The following is a 16,144-nucleotide window of genomic DNA, read 5'->3' as shown; positions in this document are numbered from 1 at the left end:
CAACATTGCGACAAACAAGTGATTTTATTTTTATTTGTGTTATACTTTCCATTAGTTTTTTGCCCTTGGAACTGCCCGTTCCGGCGAGCGGACCGCGTCTCCGCGACAGAATCGCGGTTCACCCGCACGATGGCAAAGCCTCAGAAACTTACGAAAAAGTCGGTGATCAACGTGTTTCAACTCAAGTGGCTATGGCAAAACCTGAAAGGCGACCGGACGCGGTATATTCTCGCGTTATGCCTCTCGGTCGTGGGCTCCTCGCTCACCATCATCAACCCGTATATCGGGCAGCGCATCGTCGATCAATTCATCGCTGGCAGCGATGCCGTTTATAATCTGGCGCATAAGCGCGGCCTGCTGGTCGGCCTTGGACTCGGCATGATCGGCTTCTCGCTGCTGCGGACGGGCTTGTCTTATTTTACGACGCTGCAGTACGAACGCTCTTCGCAGAACATGCTGTTCCGCGTCCGGATTAACCTGTATAACAAAATTCAAGGCCAAGACATGAAGTATTACGACCGCAACCGCACCGGCGACCTGATGACCCGGATGACCGGCGACATCGACATGGTGCGGCACTCCCTGGCGTGGATCATCAAGACGATCATCGAATCGTTCGTCGTGTTCGCGGCGGCCGTCGTCTACTTCTTCTTCATCGACGCCGAGCTGACGCTATGGCTGCTGCTGCTGTCGCCGCCGATCTTCATCGTCGCGTTCATCTTCGCGAGACGCGTGCGTCCGATGTACGTCGAGCTTCGGGAGCGCCTGTCGCAGCTGAACACCGTGACGCAGGAGAATATCGCGGGCAACCGCGTCGTCAAGGCGTTCGCCCGCGAGCCTTACGAAATCGAGAAATTCCACGAGAAGAACGTCCATTACTCCCAAGCCAACAAGGCGGCGGCGATGGTCTGGCTCGATTACTTCCCGTACCTCGAGATTCTGTCCCAAGGGTTCAACGTCGTCCTGATGCTGGTCGGCGGCCTGTTCGTCATGAACGGGCGCATCACCTTCGGCGAATTCGCGGCGTTCAGCGCGCTCATCTGGGGGCTGTCCAACCCGATGCGCAGCATCGGCATCATCATCAACGATATCCAGCGCTTCTTCGCAAGCGTATCCAAAATCATGGACGTGTACTATTCCCAGCCGGAAATCGCGAACCATCATAACGTCGAGGTGAAACGGCGCTATCAGGGCAGCATCCAGTTCGAGCATGTCACGTTCAAGTACGACAACGTCACGGTATTGCACGACATCAACTTCACTGTCGCGCCGGGCGAGACGGTTGCCATCATGGGCGCGACGGGCTCGGGCAAGACGTCGCTCATCAACCTCATCCCGCGCTTCTACGACGTGGCGAAAGGGCGCGTCCTCGTGGACGGCACCGACGTGCGCAAGCTGGAGCTCGACGAGCTGCGCGGCAATATCGGCGTGGCGACGCAGGACGTGCTGCTGTTCTCCGACACGATCGACGGCAACATCGCCTACGGCAATCCCGACATGCCGGAAGCGGAAGTCGAGAAATTCGCCGCGCTCGCCGCCGCCCACGACTTCATCGGCAAGATGCCGGAGGGCTATAATACGATCGTCGGCGAGCGCGGCGTCGGCTTGTCCGGCGGGCAGAAGCAGCGGATCGCGCTTGCCCGCGCCATGGCCGTGCAGCCGCCGATTCTGATTCTGGACGATACGACGTCCGCCGTCGACCTGGAGACGGAGGAGCATATCCAGAAGAGCTTGCGGGAGCTGGATTTCCCGTGCACGAAGATCATCATCGCCCAGCGCGTATCCACGACGGCGGAAGCGGACCGCATCCTCATCCTGGATAACGGACGCATCATCGAGGAAGGCACGCACGCCGAGCTGCTGGCGAAGCGCGGCTACTACTACGACGTGTTCATGCTGCAGAACGAAGGCATCGGAAGGGAGGCGTCGGCATATGGCCAGAAATAAATTCGACATCGACGAGACGCTGGATACGCCCTTTAACATCAAGCATTTCCGGCGCGCGCTCGTCTACATCAAGAAGCAGAAGAAGCCGATGATCGTCGCGTTCGCGCTGAGCGCCCTGTCGGCCGGCATCGCGCTCTCCGCGCCGCTCATCATGCAGCATGTCGTAGACGTGACGATTCCGAACAAGGACAAGATGCCGCTTCTCGGCTGGTCGCTGCTCATGCTGGCGACCATCGTCGTCAGCGTTATCCTGGCCACGATCCGCTCGCGGATGATGACCCGCGTCGGCCAGGATATTATTTTCGATATTCGGATGGATCTGTTCAAGCACCTGCAGCAGCTGCCGTTTCAATACTACGACGACCGGCCGCAAGGCAAGATTCTGATCCGGGTCGTCAACTACGTCAACTCCATCTCGGATGTCTTGTCCAACGGGATCATCAACTTCATTCTCGAAATTCTGAACCTGCTGTTCATCGCGATCTTCATGTTCGCGGTCGACGCGAAGCTGTCGCTCGTCATTCTGGCGGGACTGCCCGTCTTCCTGTGCGTCATCCTGATGATCAAGACGAGACAGCGCAGGGCATGGCAGGCGGTGTCCAACAAGAGCTCCAACATGAACGCGTACACGCAGGAAAGCATCAGCGGGATTCGCGTCACGCAAATCTTCACCCGCGAGAAGTATAACGAAGGCACCTTCACCCGCCTGGCGAACAGCTACCGCGAGACGTGGATGCGGACGATGTACTTGAACTTCCTTATTCCGTTCACGGTCGACAACCTGTCGACGATCGTCACCACGTCGATCTATTTCGTCGGCTTGCTGGCGCTCAGTCCGGGCGAGGCCACCTTCGGCGTCATCCTCGCGATGAGCAGCTACGCGGCGCGCTTCTGGCAGCCGATCCTGAACATATCGAACCTGTACAACAGCTTCGTCAACGCCGTCGCCTACCTGGAACGGATCTTCGAGACGCTCGACGAGCCGGTGACGGTCGGCGACGCGCCGGACGCGAAGGAGCTGCCGCCGATCCAAGGCCGCGTGACCTTCGACGACGTAACCTTCGCTTATGAGCCGGGCCGCAACATTCTCGAGCATCTGAGCTTCGATATCCGGCCCGGAGAGAGCGTCGCGCTCGTCGGCCCGACGGGCGCGGGCAAGACGACGGTCGTCAATCTGATCTCGCGCTTCTACAACATCACGGGCGGCAAGCTGCTGATCGACGGCCACGATATCGCGGACGTGAAGCTCAAGTCGCTGCGCAGCCAGATGGGGATCATGCTGCAGGACAGCTTCATCTTCTCCGGCACGATCATGGACAACATCCGCTACGGCAAGCTCGACGCCACCGAGGAAGAGATCGTCGCCGCCGCCAAAACCGTGTGCGCCGACGATTTCATCCGCGAATTCGAGAAGGGCTATATGACCGAGGTCAACGAGCGCGGCTCGAAGCTCTCGCAAGGTCAGCGCCAGCTTATCTCGTTCGCGCGGACGCTGCTCGCCGACCCGCGCATTCTCATTCTGGACGAGGCGACATCGTCCATCGACGCCCAGACGGAGCGCCTGCTGCAGCGAGGGCTCAACGAATTGCTGAAGGGCCGGACGTCGTTCATCATCGCGCACCGTCTCTCTACGGTGAAGAACTGCGACCGGATCATGTACGTCGCCGACAAGAGCATCGCCGAATCCGGCTCGCACGACGAGCTGATGGCGAAGCGCGGCCGGTACTACAAGCTGCACTCGGCGCAGAAGATGGAGGCGTAAGCTCAGCTCTTACCTCCCGTGAACCGCACGGCATACGAAACAGGCAGCCGCCGATTTGACGAATCAAATCGGCGGCTGCCTTCTTTTATCCTGCTCCGCTTAATCCGCTCTTCGTCGCTCAGCCTTCGTTGACGTAGATGAAGATGCTGCCGAAATGCGCGTTGAACCTCCGGTAATCGGCATTCCCTCTCAGCGCGATAATGGACGGGTAGGCATTCACTCTGCGCTGCTTCAACGAAGCGAGCAGCTCTTGCTGTACGGTGCAGTAGAACTTCCCCGCCGAATAGTGAATCAGCAGCGGCGGCCGATCGGGGACGGGATCTTCTTGGCTACAGTTAGCTGCCAGATTTGCGCCGTCCCCGTTCCCTGCGCGCTGAATGAGCCGCAGCGGGAACATGACGACCCCGAAGAACAGCGTCTCTTCCTTCAAGAAATCATGGAAGCCGGAATCGGCTTGACGGGTTAACAGCAGATAGCACTGAATCCATTCCTCGAACAGCCCGGCACTCGCATAGCGAACGGCCGATGCGACGGTCGGCGAGTAAGGCAAGTCGCTGCTTGCGATTCTTCTCGAGTAGAGAATCCGCTTGATGGAATCCAGCGACAGGAAGTATTCGTCCGCGAGCTCCGATACGGTAATGCCGTGGGCATATTTGTTGCGGATCATGCGATTGCGCTTCATCAGCTGCTCCCGGTAACCGGAGGCTTCGCCCCAAGCTCGCTTGTCGTCTCCGGAAGGGATGTAGAGCAGCTTTCCTGCGGCGTATTTCTGAATTTCGAGCAGCAGCTCCCCGGGAAGCACGTCTCTCGCGTTCTCGTATTTCATCCGATCACCCTTGTTACAACGCGTAAATGCGCGCCTGTAATTCGCTTATCGATTGCATAATGGAGACGCATGACTCCTCATCGTCGATCGAAGCATGCCAACGCAAAACGGACAGCCCCTTCAAATAGCCCATGCACAGGAATCGTTCTTTGAAATCCGGCACGACGATATCCCGGTTGTCCAAGTATTGCACGAGCAGCTCCGGAATTTTCATATAAGGCTTATGCAGGTCCATAATCGCGAAATCGATCAGGAAATCGCCGATGCTCGCGAAGCTCCAATCCGGGAACCCGACCGTCGTCCTGCCGTCCGTCATCATATTGCTGAAGAACATGAAGTCGTTGACCAAGTAGCGCCGCCCCTCGCAATAAGGAATGCGGGCCTCCATCTCCTTATAGTAGCGCTCGAAGAATGCCCGATCAAGGAGCGTCGTATCGAACATTTCCCGCCAATTGTACCAGTAGCCCTCCTTGTCCTCGGCGAACGTATCGACGATATATTCCCTGCACGTTGCATACGGTGTCGCGCACCGCTCGTCTAAGTTGCCGTAGCCCTTCACGTCCGAGATGTCCGACGCATGAATATCGAGAATACGATCAAAAAACAATTCGCGGCAGGCCCAAAACTGCTCCGGCGTCAATTGATCCGCGGCAAAACCATCCGGCGTCATGTCGACCTTCCCGGATAGCATCGATCTAAGTATACGGTCTCGGCTCATCCTGATTGCTCCTTCGCTGGTCTACTCTTCGTACCTTCAGACACGCATCCGGTCTTCAAGCGCGCATCCGATCTAAGAGTAGAATAGCTTTTCCGTTGTTCGGAGGATAGGCTAAGTATCGTTTAAATCGATTTTGCATCATGCGGCGGGGGTCTTTATAAAGCGTAATGCATGCTGGCCAGGTAGCGAAGCCCTCGACCGGGGCGTTCCGTCGGTCGCGCGGGACCTGTTCGGCGACGGGGATTTCGCTGTCGTGCACGGCTACGACGATGAGAAGCAGCTGTTCCATGTCAAAGCCAAAGCTCGCGGGCACGCCTTGACTAGCCGGACAGAGGCTCCGTTATTTGGGCGAAATCGGGCTTTTGGGGCAGCGCACGGACACAGGATCCGTTAAGGTCCCCGAATGACATCGAAAACAGGCTAATCAGTCAATATAACGGCTCTCCTGTCCGCGAGCGCACGGAAAAACGTGAAATAGAAGCGAATAAAGGATCTCTTGTCCGCTCCCTTGCATCGACGGATGCACCGTGAACCTGCCTTCATGAAGCCGGTTGGTTCGAAACGGTACCGGCAGTCCGTGTCATTCCGCGCAGCGGCAACAGGATCTGTTCGTGCTCCGGGGCATGGTTTGCCGTGAGTCTGCTCGAAGCATCCATTATTCACCAACACTCTGGCTGACATCGAATGCTATCAGCTTTTTTGTGATGAAAACGAACTGCCGTCGTTAAGATCGTTTTGCCTCGGAGAAAGAGCGCTCCTTGTTGTATCGGAGAAAAAGCAGGACCGTCTCTACAATCTGAGAGGCCATCCGTCACCGGATGGCCTCTCCAATCCAAGCCTATACAATTTCCGCAGCGAACGCGGTGCAGCGCCAACGTTGAAACCGTGCTCTACTTACCTCGCCACGCTGGACTGCGGCTTCCCCGGCTCCTTGCGCTGCGACGGCAGCAGGCCGACCGCCAGCACGACGGCGACCGCGATGACGAAGATCGCGATAAAGACGACATGCATCCCATGAGCGATCTGTTTCGTCTCGAGGCCGGCCGCCGCGTTATTGAACAGCGTGCCGAACATCGCCACGCCGACGGTCTGCCCGAGCGCGTTCATCAGCGAGTTCGTCGAGGTCGCTACCCCGCGCTGGCTCCAATCGACGGCGTTCTGGATCAAGACCAGGATCGGCGTCGCCAATAGGCCCATGCCGAAGCCGATGACGATCAGGATGCCGACCAAGTACGAGTACGGCGAATCCGCGTCGATCAGCATGAGCCACAAGCTGCCCGCCGCGACGATGACTGCGCCGGAAACGATGAAGAGGCGCGGCCCGTACTTGAACATCAGCCTTCCCGTCATCGTAGCCGCGAACGGCCAAGCCAGGCACATCGGCATGAGCGTGAAGCCGGAGTTCGTCGCGCTGTGCCCGAGGACGACCTGGATCCATTGCGGCGCGTACACCATGACGCCGGCCGTAACGGCGAAGCCCAGGAAGCTCAGCATGTAAATCACGCGAATCTCTCTCGTCTTGAACAGCCCCAGCGGGATCATCGGCTCCTTCACCCGCATCTCCGTGAACAGGAACAGCGCGATGAAGATCGCCGCGACGATGAACAGTCCGATGATCAGCGCGGAATCCCATGCATACTTCTCGCCGCCGTTAAGCAGCGCGTACAGCATCGCCGACAGCCCGATCGTGAATACGATCGCGCCGATGTAATCGATGTTCTTCGCTTTCTTCTCGAACTTCTCGTGCAGGAAGAAGAAGACGAGAACGAAGGCGGCCACGAACACCGGCACGTTCATGTAGAAGATCCAGCGCCAGGAGATGTAGTCGACGAACGTTCCTCCGACAAGCGGACCGAGCAATCCCGCCACCGACCATACGGAGGCGAAGATCCCCTGCACCTTCGCCCGCTGCTCGCCCGGGTACAAATCGCCGACGATCGTGAACGTCACCGGCGTCAGCGCCCCGGCGCCAAACCCTTGAATGGCGCGGAACCAGATCAGGGCGCTCATGCTCGTCGCCGCTCCGCACAAGATCGAGCCGATCGCGAAGACGAGCAGGCCGGCGGTGAACACCGATTTTCTTCCGTACAAATCCGCCAGCTTGCCGAAGATCGGCGTCGCGACGCACATCGTCAGCGTATAAATCGAGAATACCCAGCTAATCAAGTTGAACCCGCTTAACTCCTTCGTAATATGCGGCATCGCCGTACTGACGACCGTCGCGTCCAACGCGCCGATGAACAGTGCGGCCAAGAGGCCGACGGTTACGACTTTGCGATTCGTTATCTGCTGTACCAACTCTGAATGCGCCTCCCGGATTGAGCTTGAATGCTGAGCTATCCTCAATTCTATTCGCCCTGGCCGAAACAATTCCTTCTAGCCGCCTCGCAGTGCCGGCGATGCGGCCAATGCGGTCACGCAGCGCCTGCGGCGCCGATTGATGTGGCTCGATTGATAGGACTACATTGATATTACTTAATTGATAGGCCTCGCTTATATCGCGCACATCGCGGCCGGGGCCGGGCGCTATCTTGCTTGCGGACGCTCGGACAATTGTCCGTCCGCCAAATACAGCACGCGGTCGCAGAACGGCAGAACGCGCTCGTCGTGCGTCACCATCACGGCGCTCTTGTTCCGTTCCTTCGTCTCGTTCGCGAGTATCCGTACGACTTCCATGCCTCGCTCGGCATCCAGGCTCGACGTCGGTTCGTCGGCCAGCAGCACCGCGGGATCGTTCATCAGCGCCCTGGCGATCGCCGCGCGCTGACGCTCGCCGCCCGACATTTTCTCGGGGTACGCGCTACGGCGATGCTCCAAGCCTAGCTTGCTTAGCAGTCCCGACGCGCGTTCGGCCGCCAGGGATCGTCCCGTTCCGCCCAGCTTGGCGACCAGCATGAGCTGCTCCTCCACCTTCAGGTACGGAATCAAATTCGCGCTTTGAAACACGAAGCCGAGCTTGCGAAGGCGCAAATCGGACAGTTCTTGACGGCTCTTGCCGAGAATCGATTCCCCGTCAAGCCGGACGTCACCGCCGGACGGCTTCAGAAGCGCGCCGGCGATGGAGAGGAACGTGCTTTTCCCGGAACCGGAAGGCCCCATAACCGCGACCAGCTCGCCTTCCGAAACGCGCAATCCGAGCTTGTTCAGAATGATCCGTTCCGTTCCGCCATCCGAGAATGCACGTGTAATGTCGTCTAAAACCAGCCGATGTTTCATGCCGCGCTCCCTCCGATCGCTTCCAAGGCGTCAATACGGGTGACCTTCCAGACGGATAGCAGGGATCCGGCGAGCGCCATGCCGGCGAAGGCTCCGCACGTCAACGCCAATACGGAAGGCTCAAGCCGGAACGGCATGCCTCCGGGAAGGAGCGCTTCGACCGCCCGGATGAGAATCACGCCGGTCAGCAAAGTGCCCGCGCACAATAGGGCCACCTGCAGGGCGATGCCCCGCGCCAAATAAGCCGTGCTTGTTCCGATGGCCTTCAGGATGCCGAACTGGCTGCGCTTCTGAATCGTCACGACATAGAAGAACACGGCCAAGACGAGCGCGGAAATCGCGTACAAGAACGCCGTCATCATCATGAGGGAGCCCTGTTCTTCCTTGTAGCCCGGAATTGCGGCAACCGCCGCCGATTTCGCGACGATCTCGGCATTCGGCAAGGCGGCGGCCAGCCGGCCGGCCGTCTTCTTGTCCGTCTTCACGGCAATCGCGCTGTAAACGGTACTGCCGTCCGTCCCGTCCGCGGCATGCTGCATCCGGAGCCGCCAGTCGCGCTCGCTCAGATATACGGCCGGCGCATGGCTGTACGATTCATTGGCGACGAACCCGCCGACCGTCCACTTCATGCCCGTCGCCTGATCGACAATCGCCGTGCCGAGCCGTACTCCCGCGTCTTTCAGCTTGTCGTCCGCGAGCACAAGGCCTTCGCTCTGCGTCCCGATCGCCTTCCCTTCGGTTACCTCCGGCATCAGCCAGCCTTGCGGGCTAACGGCAAGCAGCGTCACGTCGAGCTTCCGCGATGTCCCTTCGGCCGCCACGGTCGTCATGCCGACGCCGAGCGGCTGCACGTTCTCCCGTCCGGCGATCGAGCCCGACTGCGCCAGCGTTTGTTCTCCGACCCGCGAACGGGCGAAGCGATGGTCGGAATCTTGCTCCATGATGAAGTAATCGGCGTCCATATTCTGAATCGAAGCCGCATTGTCATAGGCGAGCCCGCGCGCCAGTCCGCTGACGAACAGCACCAGGAAAGAAACCAGCAGCATGATAACGGCGATCAGCGAATAGCGCATTTTGGCGAATCTCATTTCTCGAATAGCAAGATACATCGCGCTTCCCTCCTTCGGATGACACCAGTGTAGGAGGCGAAAATAAACGGCGCGTAAATAATCGATTACAACTGGGGAAGCGTCACGGTAAACCGGGTTCCTTCACCCGGTACGCTGCTGGCTTCGATGCTCCCGCCGTGCAGCAGCACGATCTTCTTGACGATCGCAAGCCCTAGTCCGGCCCTTCCGGACGAGCGCTCGCGGGCGCGGTCGACGCGGTAGAAGCGGTCGAATAGAAACGGCAGATGCTCCGGCGCGATTCCGTCTCCCGTATCCGCAATAACGATGACGGAGCGGGAATCCCGCTGTTCGGCGCGGATCTCGATGCTTCGGCCGGCCTGAATATGCTGGATCGCGTTTCCCAGCACGTTCATCCACACTTGCGTGAGCAAGACCTCGTCGCCATAGATCGTGACCGACTCCGGAACGGACAGCTTGAGCAGCAGCTCCTTCTCCTCCAGCTGCCACTGCAGCACATAGATGACTTGCTTGATGTGATCGCGGAACGAGAACGGCCGCTTGTTCAGCGGCTCCTCCCCCTGCTCGAGCGCGGATAGCAGGAGCAGCTGCTTGCTCAACATCGCCAAATGGCGGCTTTCCGCCTCGATGATGGCGGCATAATGGCCGCGTTCGTCCTTCGTCAATTCCTCCTGCGCCAGCACGTGCGCAAAGCCTTGAATCGAGGTGAGCGGCGACTGGATCTCGTGCGAGACATTGGAGACGAACTGCTGACGCGCCTGATCGACCCGCTCCAGCTCTTTGCTCATGGCCATGAAATGCTCGGCAAGCCGCCCGATTTCGTCGCGTCTTCCCGCCGGCAGGCGAAGATTGTAGTTCCCTTGCGCGATGCGCTTCGTCGCGTCGGTCAGCCTCGTGATCGGCTTGACCAAATAACGCGTGCTGAATATGAAGAACAGGATGCTGACGATGACGGTCAACAGGCCGATCAGCGCGAAGAACACGCGAAGCTCGCCGAATTGCAGCAGCACGTCCGGACGCACGTACATGGCATAGGTTTTCGCGCCCCCTTGCACGGGAAGGCCGATCGTGTTGCTCAGCCGGTTATCGAAGAAGCCGGAAATGAACAGCTTGTTCGGAAATCGCTTCACGCCGTGATACGTGCCGCCGTGCAGCACTAGCTCGATCTCCGGCTTCTTCAAATCCAGCTCCCTGAAGCTCCGCCCGTAGAAATGCGCGTCTCCCAGGCCGTCGGTCACGTAAATCTGATACCCCAGGGCGGCCGCATTGCGAAGATACCGATCCATGCCGCCGGGATCCGCTTCGATAAAACGTTTCATCTGTTCGCCGATGCCGACCAGCTTCTCGTCGTTGTACGGTTTCAGCTTCGCATGATAATACGCGTTCGAGATGAGAAAGCCGATGACGCTGCTCGCGAGAATGACCGCCATCGTCATCAGGAACACCCGGAAGTAGAGCGACCTCATCTGCCGCTCACTTCCAGTTTATAGCCGATTCCGCGCACGGTATGAATGGTGAAGTCGTCGGCATAATCCGCGAATCGCTGGCGCAGCCGGTTGATGTGCACGGCCACGGTTTTGTCGTCGCCTTCGTAATCGGAGCCCCATACGAGACGGATCAATTCCTCGCGCGCGAACAGCCGTCCCGGGTATTGGGCAAGCTGGGCGAGCAGCTCGAATTCTTTCATGGGAAGCAGCAGCGTCGATTGACCGTCGGACACCTCGATATTTTTGCGATCGATGGTCACGCGGTTCAGCCGGATCAAATCGCTCGAAACCCGGTTATACCGGCGGAACAGCGCCCTGACCCGGAAGAGCAGTTCCTCCGGCTCGAAAGGCTTGGTCATGTAATCGTCCGTCCCCATCCGATAGCCTTGCGCTTTATCGGTCAATTGATCTTTTGCGGTCAGCATAATGATCGGAATATCGTATAGCTCCCGAATTTGCCCGCACAGCTCGAGCCCGTCCATCCGCGGCATCATAATGTCGACGATCGCCAGATCGATCGGCGTCCGCGCCATCACCTGGAGCGCTTCGGCTCCGTCCTTCGCTTCGTGAACGCGATAGCCCTCCCGGGTCATGACGAAACGGACCAGCGCCCGGATATTCGGGTCGTCGTCCGCCAAGAGCAGCTTGTTCAACGCGATTCCTCCTTGCCTTGCTTTCATCAAAAGCTAGCATAGCATATTAATGCCGGGGCACGTAAACAGGCCTGTCTCTCTCTTGCCGAATCGGCGTGCATGAGCAGGGCGGCATATGCAAGGCGGCATATGCAAGGCGGCATATGCAAGGCGGCATATGCAAGGCGGCATATGCAAGGCGGCATATGCAAGGCGGCATATGCAAGGCGGCATATGCAAGGCGGCATATGCAAGGCGGCATATGCAAGGCGGCATATGCAAGGCGGCATATGCAAGGGTCCGGCAGTTTCTGCCGGACCCTTGCTTTACTGCTATAGACCAATTCCATCCCTAGCCTCGCACCGGCTCCGAGCTTTGATTGTAAATTCGCGGATTCTGCCTCCGGCATTCCTCGATGACGGCAAGCTGCTGCCGTACCTGCTGCGGCGTGATTTCGAGCTTGTCGCCGTCGACGATTGCCCGGTGCAGCATAAAATACAGCTGCTCGGCCATGTAACGGTACTCGTCTTTGCCTTCCGGCAGCGCGAGCTCCCATTTGCCCTCGTGCCAGACAAGCGTTTCGCGGCAGTAGGCGGGCAGGCCGTTCTGATCGACAAGCGGCTCTGTCGTGAGCTGCTGAGCCGGTGCCTCTTCGGGCTTAAAGTACTTCCACTCCAGCCGTTCGCCGTTGCCTCGCAAACCGCCGTTCGTTCCTTGTATGACGAACTGCTCGCCCGGGAACATGCTGCAGGAGGACACCTCCATATCGACGCTCGGCCGTCCTTCGCCGCTCAGCAGCAGCTTCACGTAATCCTCCGCGTCGCCGAACGTATTGGCCCGGTCCATGATGCACGTCACTTCGGGCATCGCGTCGTTGCCGAACAATTGAAGCGCCTGATCGAGCACATGCGAGCCCAGGTTGAGCAGGCTGCCGCCGTTGTTGCGCTGCAGCGTCTGCCAGTCCCATCTGCGCGTGAACCGGCTGCTCGTGAAGTCCAGCTGAATGATGCGGCCAAGCACGCCGCTCTCGATCACTTCGCGGATACGAACATAGGCCGGCATGAAGCGGGACTGCTGGAACACCGCGAGGATATTGCCGGTCCGCTCCGATGCCTCGATCAACTGGTCGACCTCCGCCGACGTGCGGGCGAGCGGCTTCTCGCAGAGGACATGAACGCCCCGATCCAGCAGCTCCAGCGAAATCGGCACATGCTCGTGGCTTGGGGATGCATTGACGACCAGGTCGAGCTCCTCGGCGGCCACCATCTCCTGCCATGTCGCATATGCGCGGCAGCCGAACTCCTGCTCCGCCCGTTCGCGGCGTTCCGGCAGCGAATCGGCCACCGCCGCGATTTGATAATGTTCCGGCAGCTTTGACAGCGTCGCTCCATGGATATCGCGACCGCTTCTGCCTTGCCCGATAATGCCGACCTTCACAATGGATGGATTCATTTTCTCATGCTCCCTCTCGTTATAAAATCGTTTGCGGTAGAATGGCAATTTCCCTGCCGGCCGCCGAGCTTTCGTATACCGCTTCGATAAGCTGAACGGCCCGGAAGCCGTCTTCGCCCGAGACGAGCGGCTTGCTGCCGGAAGCAACCGCTTCCAGTACGTTTTGCAGCTGCAGCTGGTGATAGAGATGGCTGATGCTGCGCGGATCGGATACGCCCCCGTAGGCCGGCGACGATTCGAATGCCGGCGGCGTCCCATAGCCGGGCACCGTCCAGTGCGCGATGCCGGAGCCTTCCAGCTTGATGGTACCTTCCGATCCGTACAGGCGGATGGCCGCAGGAAAGCCCGGCGCGATGCTCGTCGACGCCATGATGGTACCGAGCGCACCGTTCTTGAACTGCACGATGGCGAGGCCCAGATCCTCCGCTTCCATCGCATGGGTCTGCGTCGCCGTACGGCCGCATAAGGCCCGGGCTTCGCCGGCGAACCAGAGCAGCAGATCGATGGCGTGAATGCCTTGATTCATCAGCGCCCCGCCGTCCTCGGCAATCGTTCCGCGCCACGGCGCGCTGTCGTAATAGTCCTGCGTCCGAAAAAAAGGCACTTCCGCCTCGGCGAGCAGCAATTTGCCGAGGCGCCCCTCCTCCAGGATGCGCTTCACCTCGCGGTGAATCGGCTCGAACCGGCGCTGCGAGACGACGGACAGCGTCAGTCCGCGATCCGCCGCAAGCCGGCACAGCTCCGCCGCTTCAGCGGCGCGCATCGCCACAGGCTTCTCGATGACGACATGCTTGCCCGCCGCAAGCGCCTCGCAGCCGATGCGGTAATGGCTGCCGCTCGAGGTCGTCACGCATACGATATCGACGTCATCCCGCTGCAGCAGCGCCTTGTAGTCCGTTGTCCAGGCGCAGCCTTCCCGCTCCGCGACGGCTTGTGCCTTGGGGCCGTTCCGGCTGGACACGGCAGCGAGCCTAGCGCCGTTCAAGCCGCGGATCGCTTCGATATGAAAGTCCGCGATCGTGCCGCAGCCGATGATTCCGAATCGCCGCACGCTCATTCGATCACCTCGTTTCGGATGATAACCGCTCCAGCAGCGCCGTTAGTCCGTCCAGCGCCATCGCCGTCCCTTCCATCGCGGTTCCGCCTTCCGGGACATAATGCGTCTCGAGCGTGAATAAGCCGGGATACCCGTCCGCCAGCAGCGCTTGAAAATGCGCCTCGTACGGCACGATGCCCGAGCCGATCGGCATGGCTCTGGGCTTGCCGGCCCCGTCGATCGCGACGTCTTTGAGATGCACATGGGCGAGCAGGCCGCGAACCGCCGCATACCCGTCGGGGAAGCTCGGCCGGTTGCCGTACTGCTCGTTGCCCGGGTCCCACAGTACGCGCAGCGCGGGGGAATCCACGGCAGCCGTCAGGCGGGCGACCTCGGCAGCGAAGCCCCCGTTGCAGGAAGGCTCGTTCTCCAGCAGCAGCAGTATGCCGCGGGATTCGGCCAGCTCGGCTGCGCGCGCCAGGTAGCGGACGATCTCGGCCTCGAACCGCTCGATCGGTTCGCTCTCCCGCCAGAACGAGAAGATGCGGATGCGGTTCGTTCCGAGCCGCTCCGCCAGCTCCATGGCGCGTTCCAGCATGGCAAAATGCTCGGCGGGCGTCCGTTCCTCCTGGTTGAAGCGGTCGCCTTCGGCAACCGGTCTCGACGCATCGAGCGCGCACTTGAATACCGGCGAGGCGACGCAGGAGACGAAGAGGCCGCGGCGCTCCGCCTCCGCGTGTATCCGGTCCGCCTCCTCGTCGCTCAGCGCGAGCACGTTGCGGCTGTCGATGCTGCGGAGCTCGACATGCTTCAGCCCTCTCGCCGCGGCAAAATCGAGCGCCGTGAGGATATCGGACGAAACCTCGTCCGTGATAACGCCTAATCGATCGCGTATGCGATCCATTAGCAGCAGCTCCTTTCGTTATGGGGGTTCAGGGACAATGAACGTTTGAGACGAGCAATACGGTCGGGCGCTGGCACCGGTTAGCGGTTGCGTTGGCGAACTGGAGCCGAGTCGGTTTCGGGCTCGGCGGCGCTTTCGGGGCCGGATTCCTGCTGCTGCGGCAGCTTTTTAGGGCTCGGCAGCGCCCTCGGAGCCGAATTTCTGCTGCTGCGGCAGCTTTTCCGGGCTCGGCGGCGCTTTCGGGGCCGATTTCCTGCTGCTGCGGCAGCTTTTCCGGGCTCGGCGGCGCTTTCGGGGCCGGATTCCTGCTGCTGCGGCAGCTTTTTAGGGCTCGGCAGCGCTTTCGAGGCCGAATTTCTGCTGCTGCGGCAGCTTTTCCAGGCTCGGCAGCGCTTTCGAGGCCGAATTCCTGCTGCTGCGGCAGCTTTTTAGGGCTCGGCGGCGCTTTCGGGGCCGGATTCCTGCTGCTGCGGCAGCTTTTTAGGGCTCGGCAGCGCCCTCGGAGCCGAATTTCTGCTGCTGCGGCAGCTTTTCCGGGCTCGGCGGCGCTTTCGGGGCCGATTTCCTGCTGCTGCGGCAGCTTTTCCGGGCTCGGCGGCGCTTTCGGGGCCGGATTCCTGCTGCTGCGGCAGCTTTTTAGGGCTCGGCAGCGCTTTCGAGGCCGAATTTCTGCTGCTGCGGCAGCTTTTCCAGGCTCGGCAGCGCTTTCGAGGCCGAATTCCTGCTGCTGCGGCAGCTTTTTAGGGCTCGGCGGCGCTTTCGGGGCCGGATTCCTGCTGCTGCGGCAGCTTTTCCGGGCTCGGCGGCGCTTTCGGGGCCGGATTCCTGCTGCTGCGGCAGCTTTTTAGGGCTCGGCAGCGCCCTCGGAGCCGAATTTCTGCTGCTGCGGCAGCTTTTCCGGGCTCGGCAGCGCCCTCGGAGCCGAATTTCTGCTGCTGCGGCAGTTTTTTCGAGCTCCAGGCCGCTTCCTTGCTCGAATTCCTTCCCTGCCGCAGCTTTTTCGAGCTCCAGGCCACTTCTGAGCTCAAATTCCTTCCCTACGGCAGCTTTTTCCGAGCTCACTGCACCCGGTGCCC

13 protein-coding genes are annotated in these 16,144 nt (G+C 60.0%); 2 read left to right on the top strand and 11 right to left on the bottom strand.

What is annotated here, in order from left to right; genetic code table 11:
* Window positions 1–171: 171 nt before the first annotated feature.
* Together GXP70_RS05180 and GXP70_RS05175 are read left to right on the top strand one after the other, a co-directional pair.
* Window positions 172–1,947 (top strand): ABC transporter ATP-binding protein, encoded by a 1,776-nt coding sequence (locus GXP70_RS05180; RefSeq protein WP_162355487.1) that lies wholly within the window; start codon window positions 172–174, stop codon window positions 1,945–1,947.
* Window positions 1,934–3,709: an ABC transporter ATP-binding protein gene (locus tag GXP70_RS05175; RefSeq protein WP_162355486.1), complete on the top strand. Its 1,776-nt coding sequence runs from the start codon at window positions 1,934–1,936 to the stop codon at window positions 3,707–3,709. Before GXP70_RS05180 ends, GXP70_RS05175 begins: the two co-directional genes overlap by 14 nt.
* Window positions 3,710–3,827: 118 nt before the next feature.
* On the opposite strand, the gene GXP70_RS29525 is transcribed toward GXP70_RS05175, so the two are convergent.
* The 11 genes from GXP70_RS29525 to GXP70_RS05120 form a co-directional block, all read right to left on the bottom strand.
* Entirely contained in the window at window positions 3,828–4,535 is a 708-nt protein-coding gene (locus GXP70_RS29525; RefSeq protein WP_192043416.1) for a CD3324 family protein, read from the bottom strand.
* 13 nt (window positions 4,536–4,548) lie between these two features.
* A complete protein-coding gene (locus GXP70_RS05165) occupies window positions 4,549–5,253 on the bottom strand; it encodes a phosphotransferase family protein (RefSeq protein ID WP_162355485.1) in 705 nt (234 codons plus the stop codon).
* Window positions 5,254–6,147: 894 nt separating this feature from the next.
* Window positions 6,148–7,551, bottom strand: coding sequence for an MDR family MFS transporter (locus GXP70_RS05160; protein ID WP_162355484.1), 1,404 nt, complete (start codon window positions 7,549–7,551; stop codon window positions 6,148–6,150).
* 228 nt (window positions 7,552–7,779) lie between these two features.
* Window positions 7,780–8,469, bottom strand: a complete 690-nt coding sequence (locus GXP70_RS05155; RefSeq protein ID WP_162355483.1) for an ABC transporter ATP-binding protein — start codon at window positions 8,467–8,469, stop codon at window positions 7,780–7,782.
* The gene (locus tag GXP70_RS05150) at window positions 8,466–9,578 is read right to left on the bottom strand and encodes an ABC transporter permease (RefSeq protein WP_162355482.1); all 1,113 of its coding nucleotides are present in this window, start codon (window positions 9,576–9,578) and stop codon (window positions 8,466–8,468) included. The genes GXP70_RS05155 and GXP70_RS05150 overlap by 4 nt, the downstream gene beginning before the upstream one ends.
* A 65-nt stretch (window positions 9,579–9,643) precedes the next feature.
* Window positions 9,644–11,023, bottom strand: a complete 1,380-nt coding sequence (locus tag GXP70_RS05145; protein WP_162355481.1) for a sensor histidine kinase — start codon at window positions 11,021–11,023, stop codon at window positions 9,644–9,646.
* The gene (locus GXP70_RS05140) at window positions 11,020–11,697 is read right to left on the bottom strand and encodes a response regulator transcription factor (RefSeq protein ID WP_318652410.1); all 678 of its coding nucleotides are present in this window, start codon (window positions 11,695–11,697) and stop codon (window positions 11,020–11,022) included. The genes GXP70_RS05145 and GXP70_RS05140 overlap by 4 nt, the downstream gene beginning before the upstream one ends.
* A 330-nt stretch (window positions 11,698–12,027) precedes the next feature.
* Window positions 12,028–13,128, bottom strand: a complete 1,101-nt coding sequence (locus tag GXP70_RS05135) for a Gfo/Idh/MocA family protein (protein WP_162355479.1) — start codon at window positions 13,126–13,128, stop codon at window positions 12,028–12,030.
* 19 nt (window positions 13,129–13,147) lie between these two features.
* Entirely contained in the window at window positions 13,148–14,185 is a 1,038-nt protein-coding gene (locus GXP70_RS05130) for a Gfo/Idh/MocA family protein (RefSeq protein WP_162355478.1), read from the bottom strand.
* Window positions 14,186–14,189: 4 nt separating this feature from the next.
* Window positions 14,190–15,068 (bottom strand): sugar phosphate isomerase/epimerase family protein, encoded by an 879-nt coding sequence (locus tag GXP70_RS05125; protein WP_225442669.1) that lies wholly within the window; start codon window positions 15,066–15,068, stop codon window positions 14,190–14,192.
* Window positions 15,069–15,704: 636 nt separating this feature from the next.
* Complete coding sequence (locus tag GXP70_RS05120; protein WP_162355477.1) at window positions 15,705–16,130, bottom strand: hypothetical protein; 426 nt, start codon at window positions 16,128–16,130, stop codon at window positions 15,705–15,707.
* Window positions 16,131–16,144 lie beyond the last annotated feature (14 nt).

Source organism: Paenibacillus lycopersici (assembly GCF_010119935.1).
GTDB lineage: Bacteria > Bacillota > Bacilli > Paenibacillales > Paenibacillaceae > Paenibacillus_Z > Paenibacillus_Z lycopersici.
This window is presented reverse-complemented; position numbering and strand designations above follow the sequence as displayed.

Coding starts and splice junctions, on each gene's coding strand:
- GXP70_RS05130 (WP_162355478.1), bottom strand. CDS start 14,185: ATGAGCGTGCGGCGATTCGGAATCATCGGCTGCGGCACGATCGCGGAC.
- GXP70_RS05165 (WP_162355485.1), bottom strand. CDS start 5,253: ATGAGCCGAGACCGTATACTTAGATCGATGCTATCCGGGAAGGTCGAC.
- GXP70_RS05150 (WP_162355482.1), bottom strand. CDS start 9,578: ATGTATCTTGCTATTCGAGAAATGAGATTCGCCAAAATGCGCTATTCG.
- GXP70_RS29525 (WP_192043416.1), bottom strand. CDS start 4,535: ATGAAATACGAGAACGCGAGAGACGTGCTTCCCGGGGAGCTGCTGCTC.
- GXP70_RS05125 (WP_225442669.1), bottom strand. CDS start 15,068: ATGGATCGCATACGCGATCGATTAGGCGTTATCACGGACGAGGTTTCG.
- GXP70_RS05175 (WP_162355486.1), top strand. CDS start 1,934: ATGGCCAGAAATAAATTCGACATCGACGAGACGCTGGATACGCCCTTT.
- GXP70_RS05135 (WP_162355479.1), bottom strand. CDS start 13,128: ATGAATCCATCCATTGTGAAGGTCGGCATTATCGGGCAAGGCAGAAGC.
- GXP70_RS05155 (WP_162355483.1), bottom strand. CDS start 8,469: ATGAAACATCGGCTGGTTTTAGACGACATTACACGTGCATTCTCGGAT.
- GXP70_RS05145 (WP_162355481.1), bottom strand. CDS start 11,023: ATGAGGTCGCTCTACTTCCGGGTGTTCCTGATGACGATGGCGGTCATT.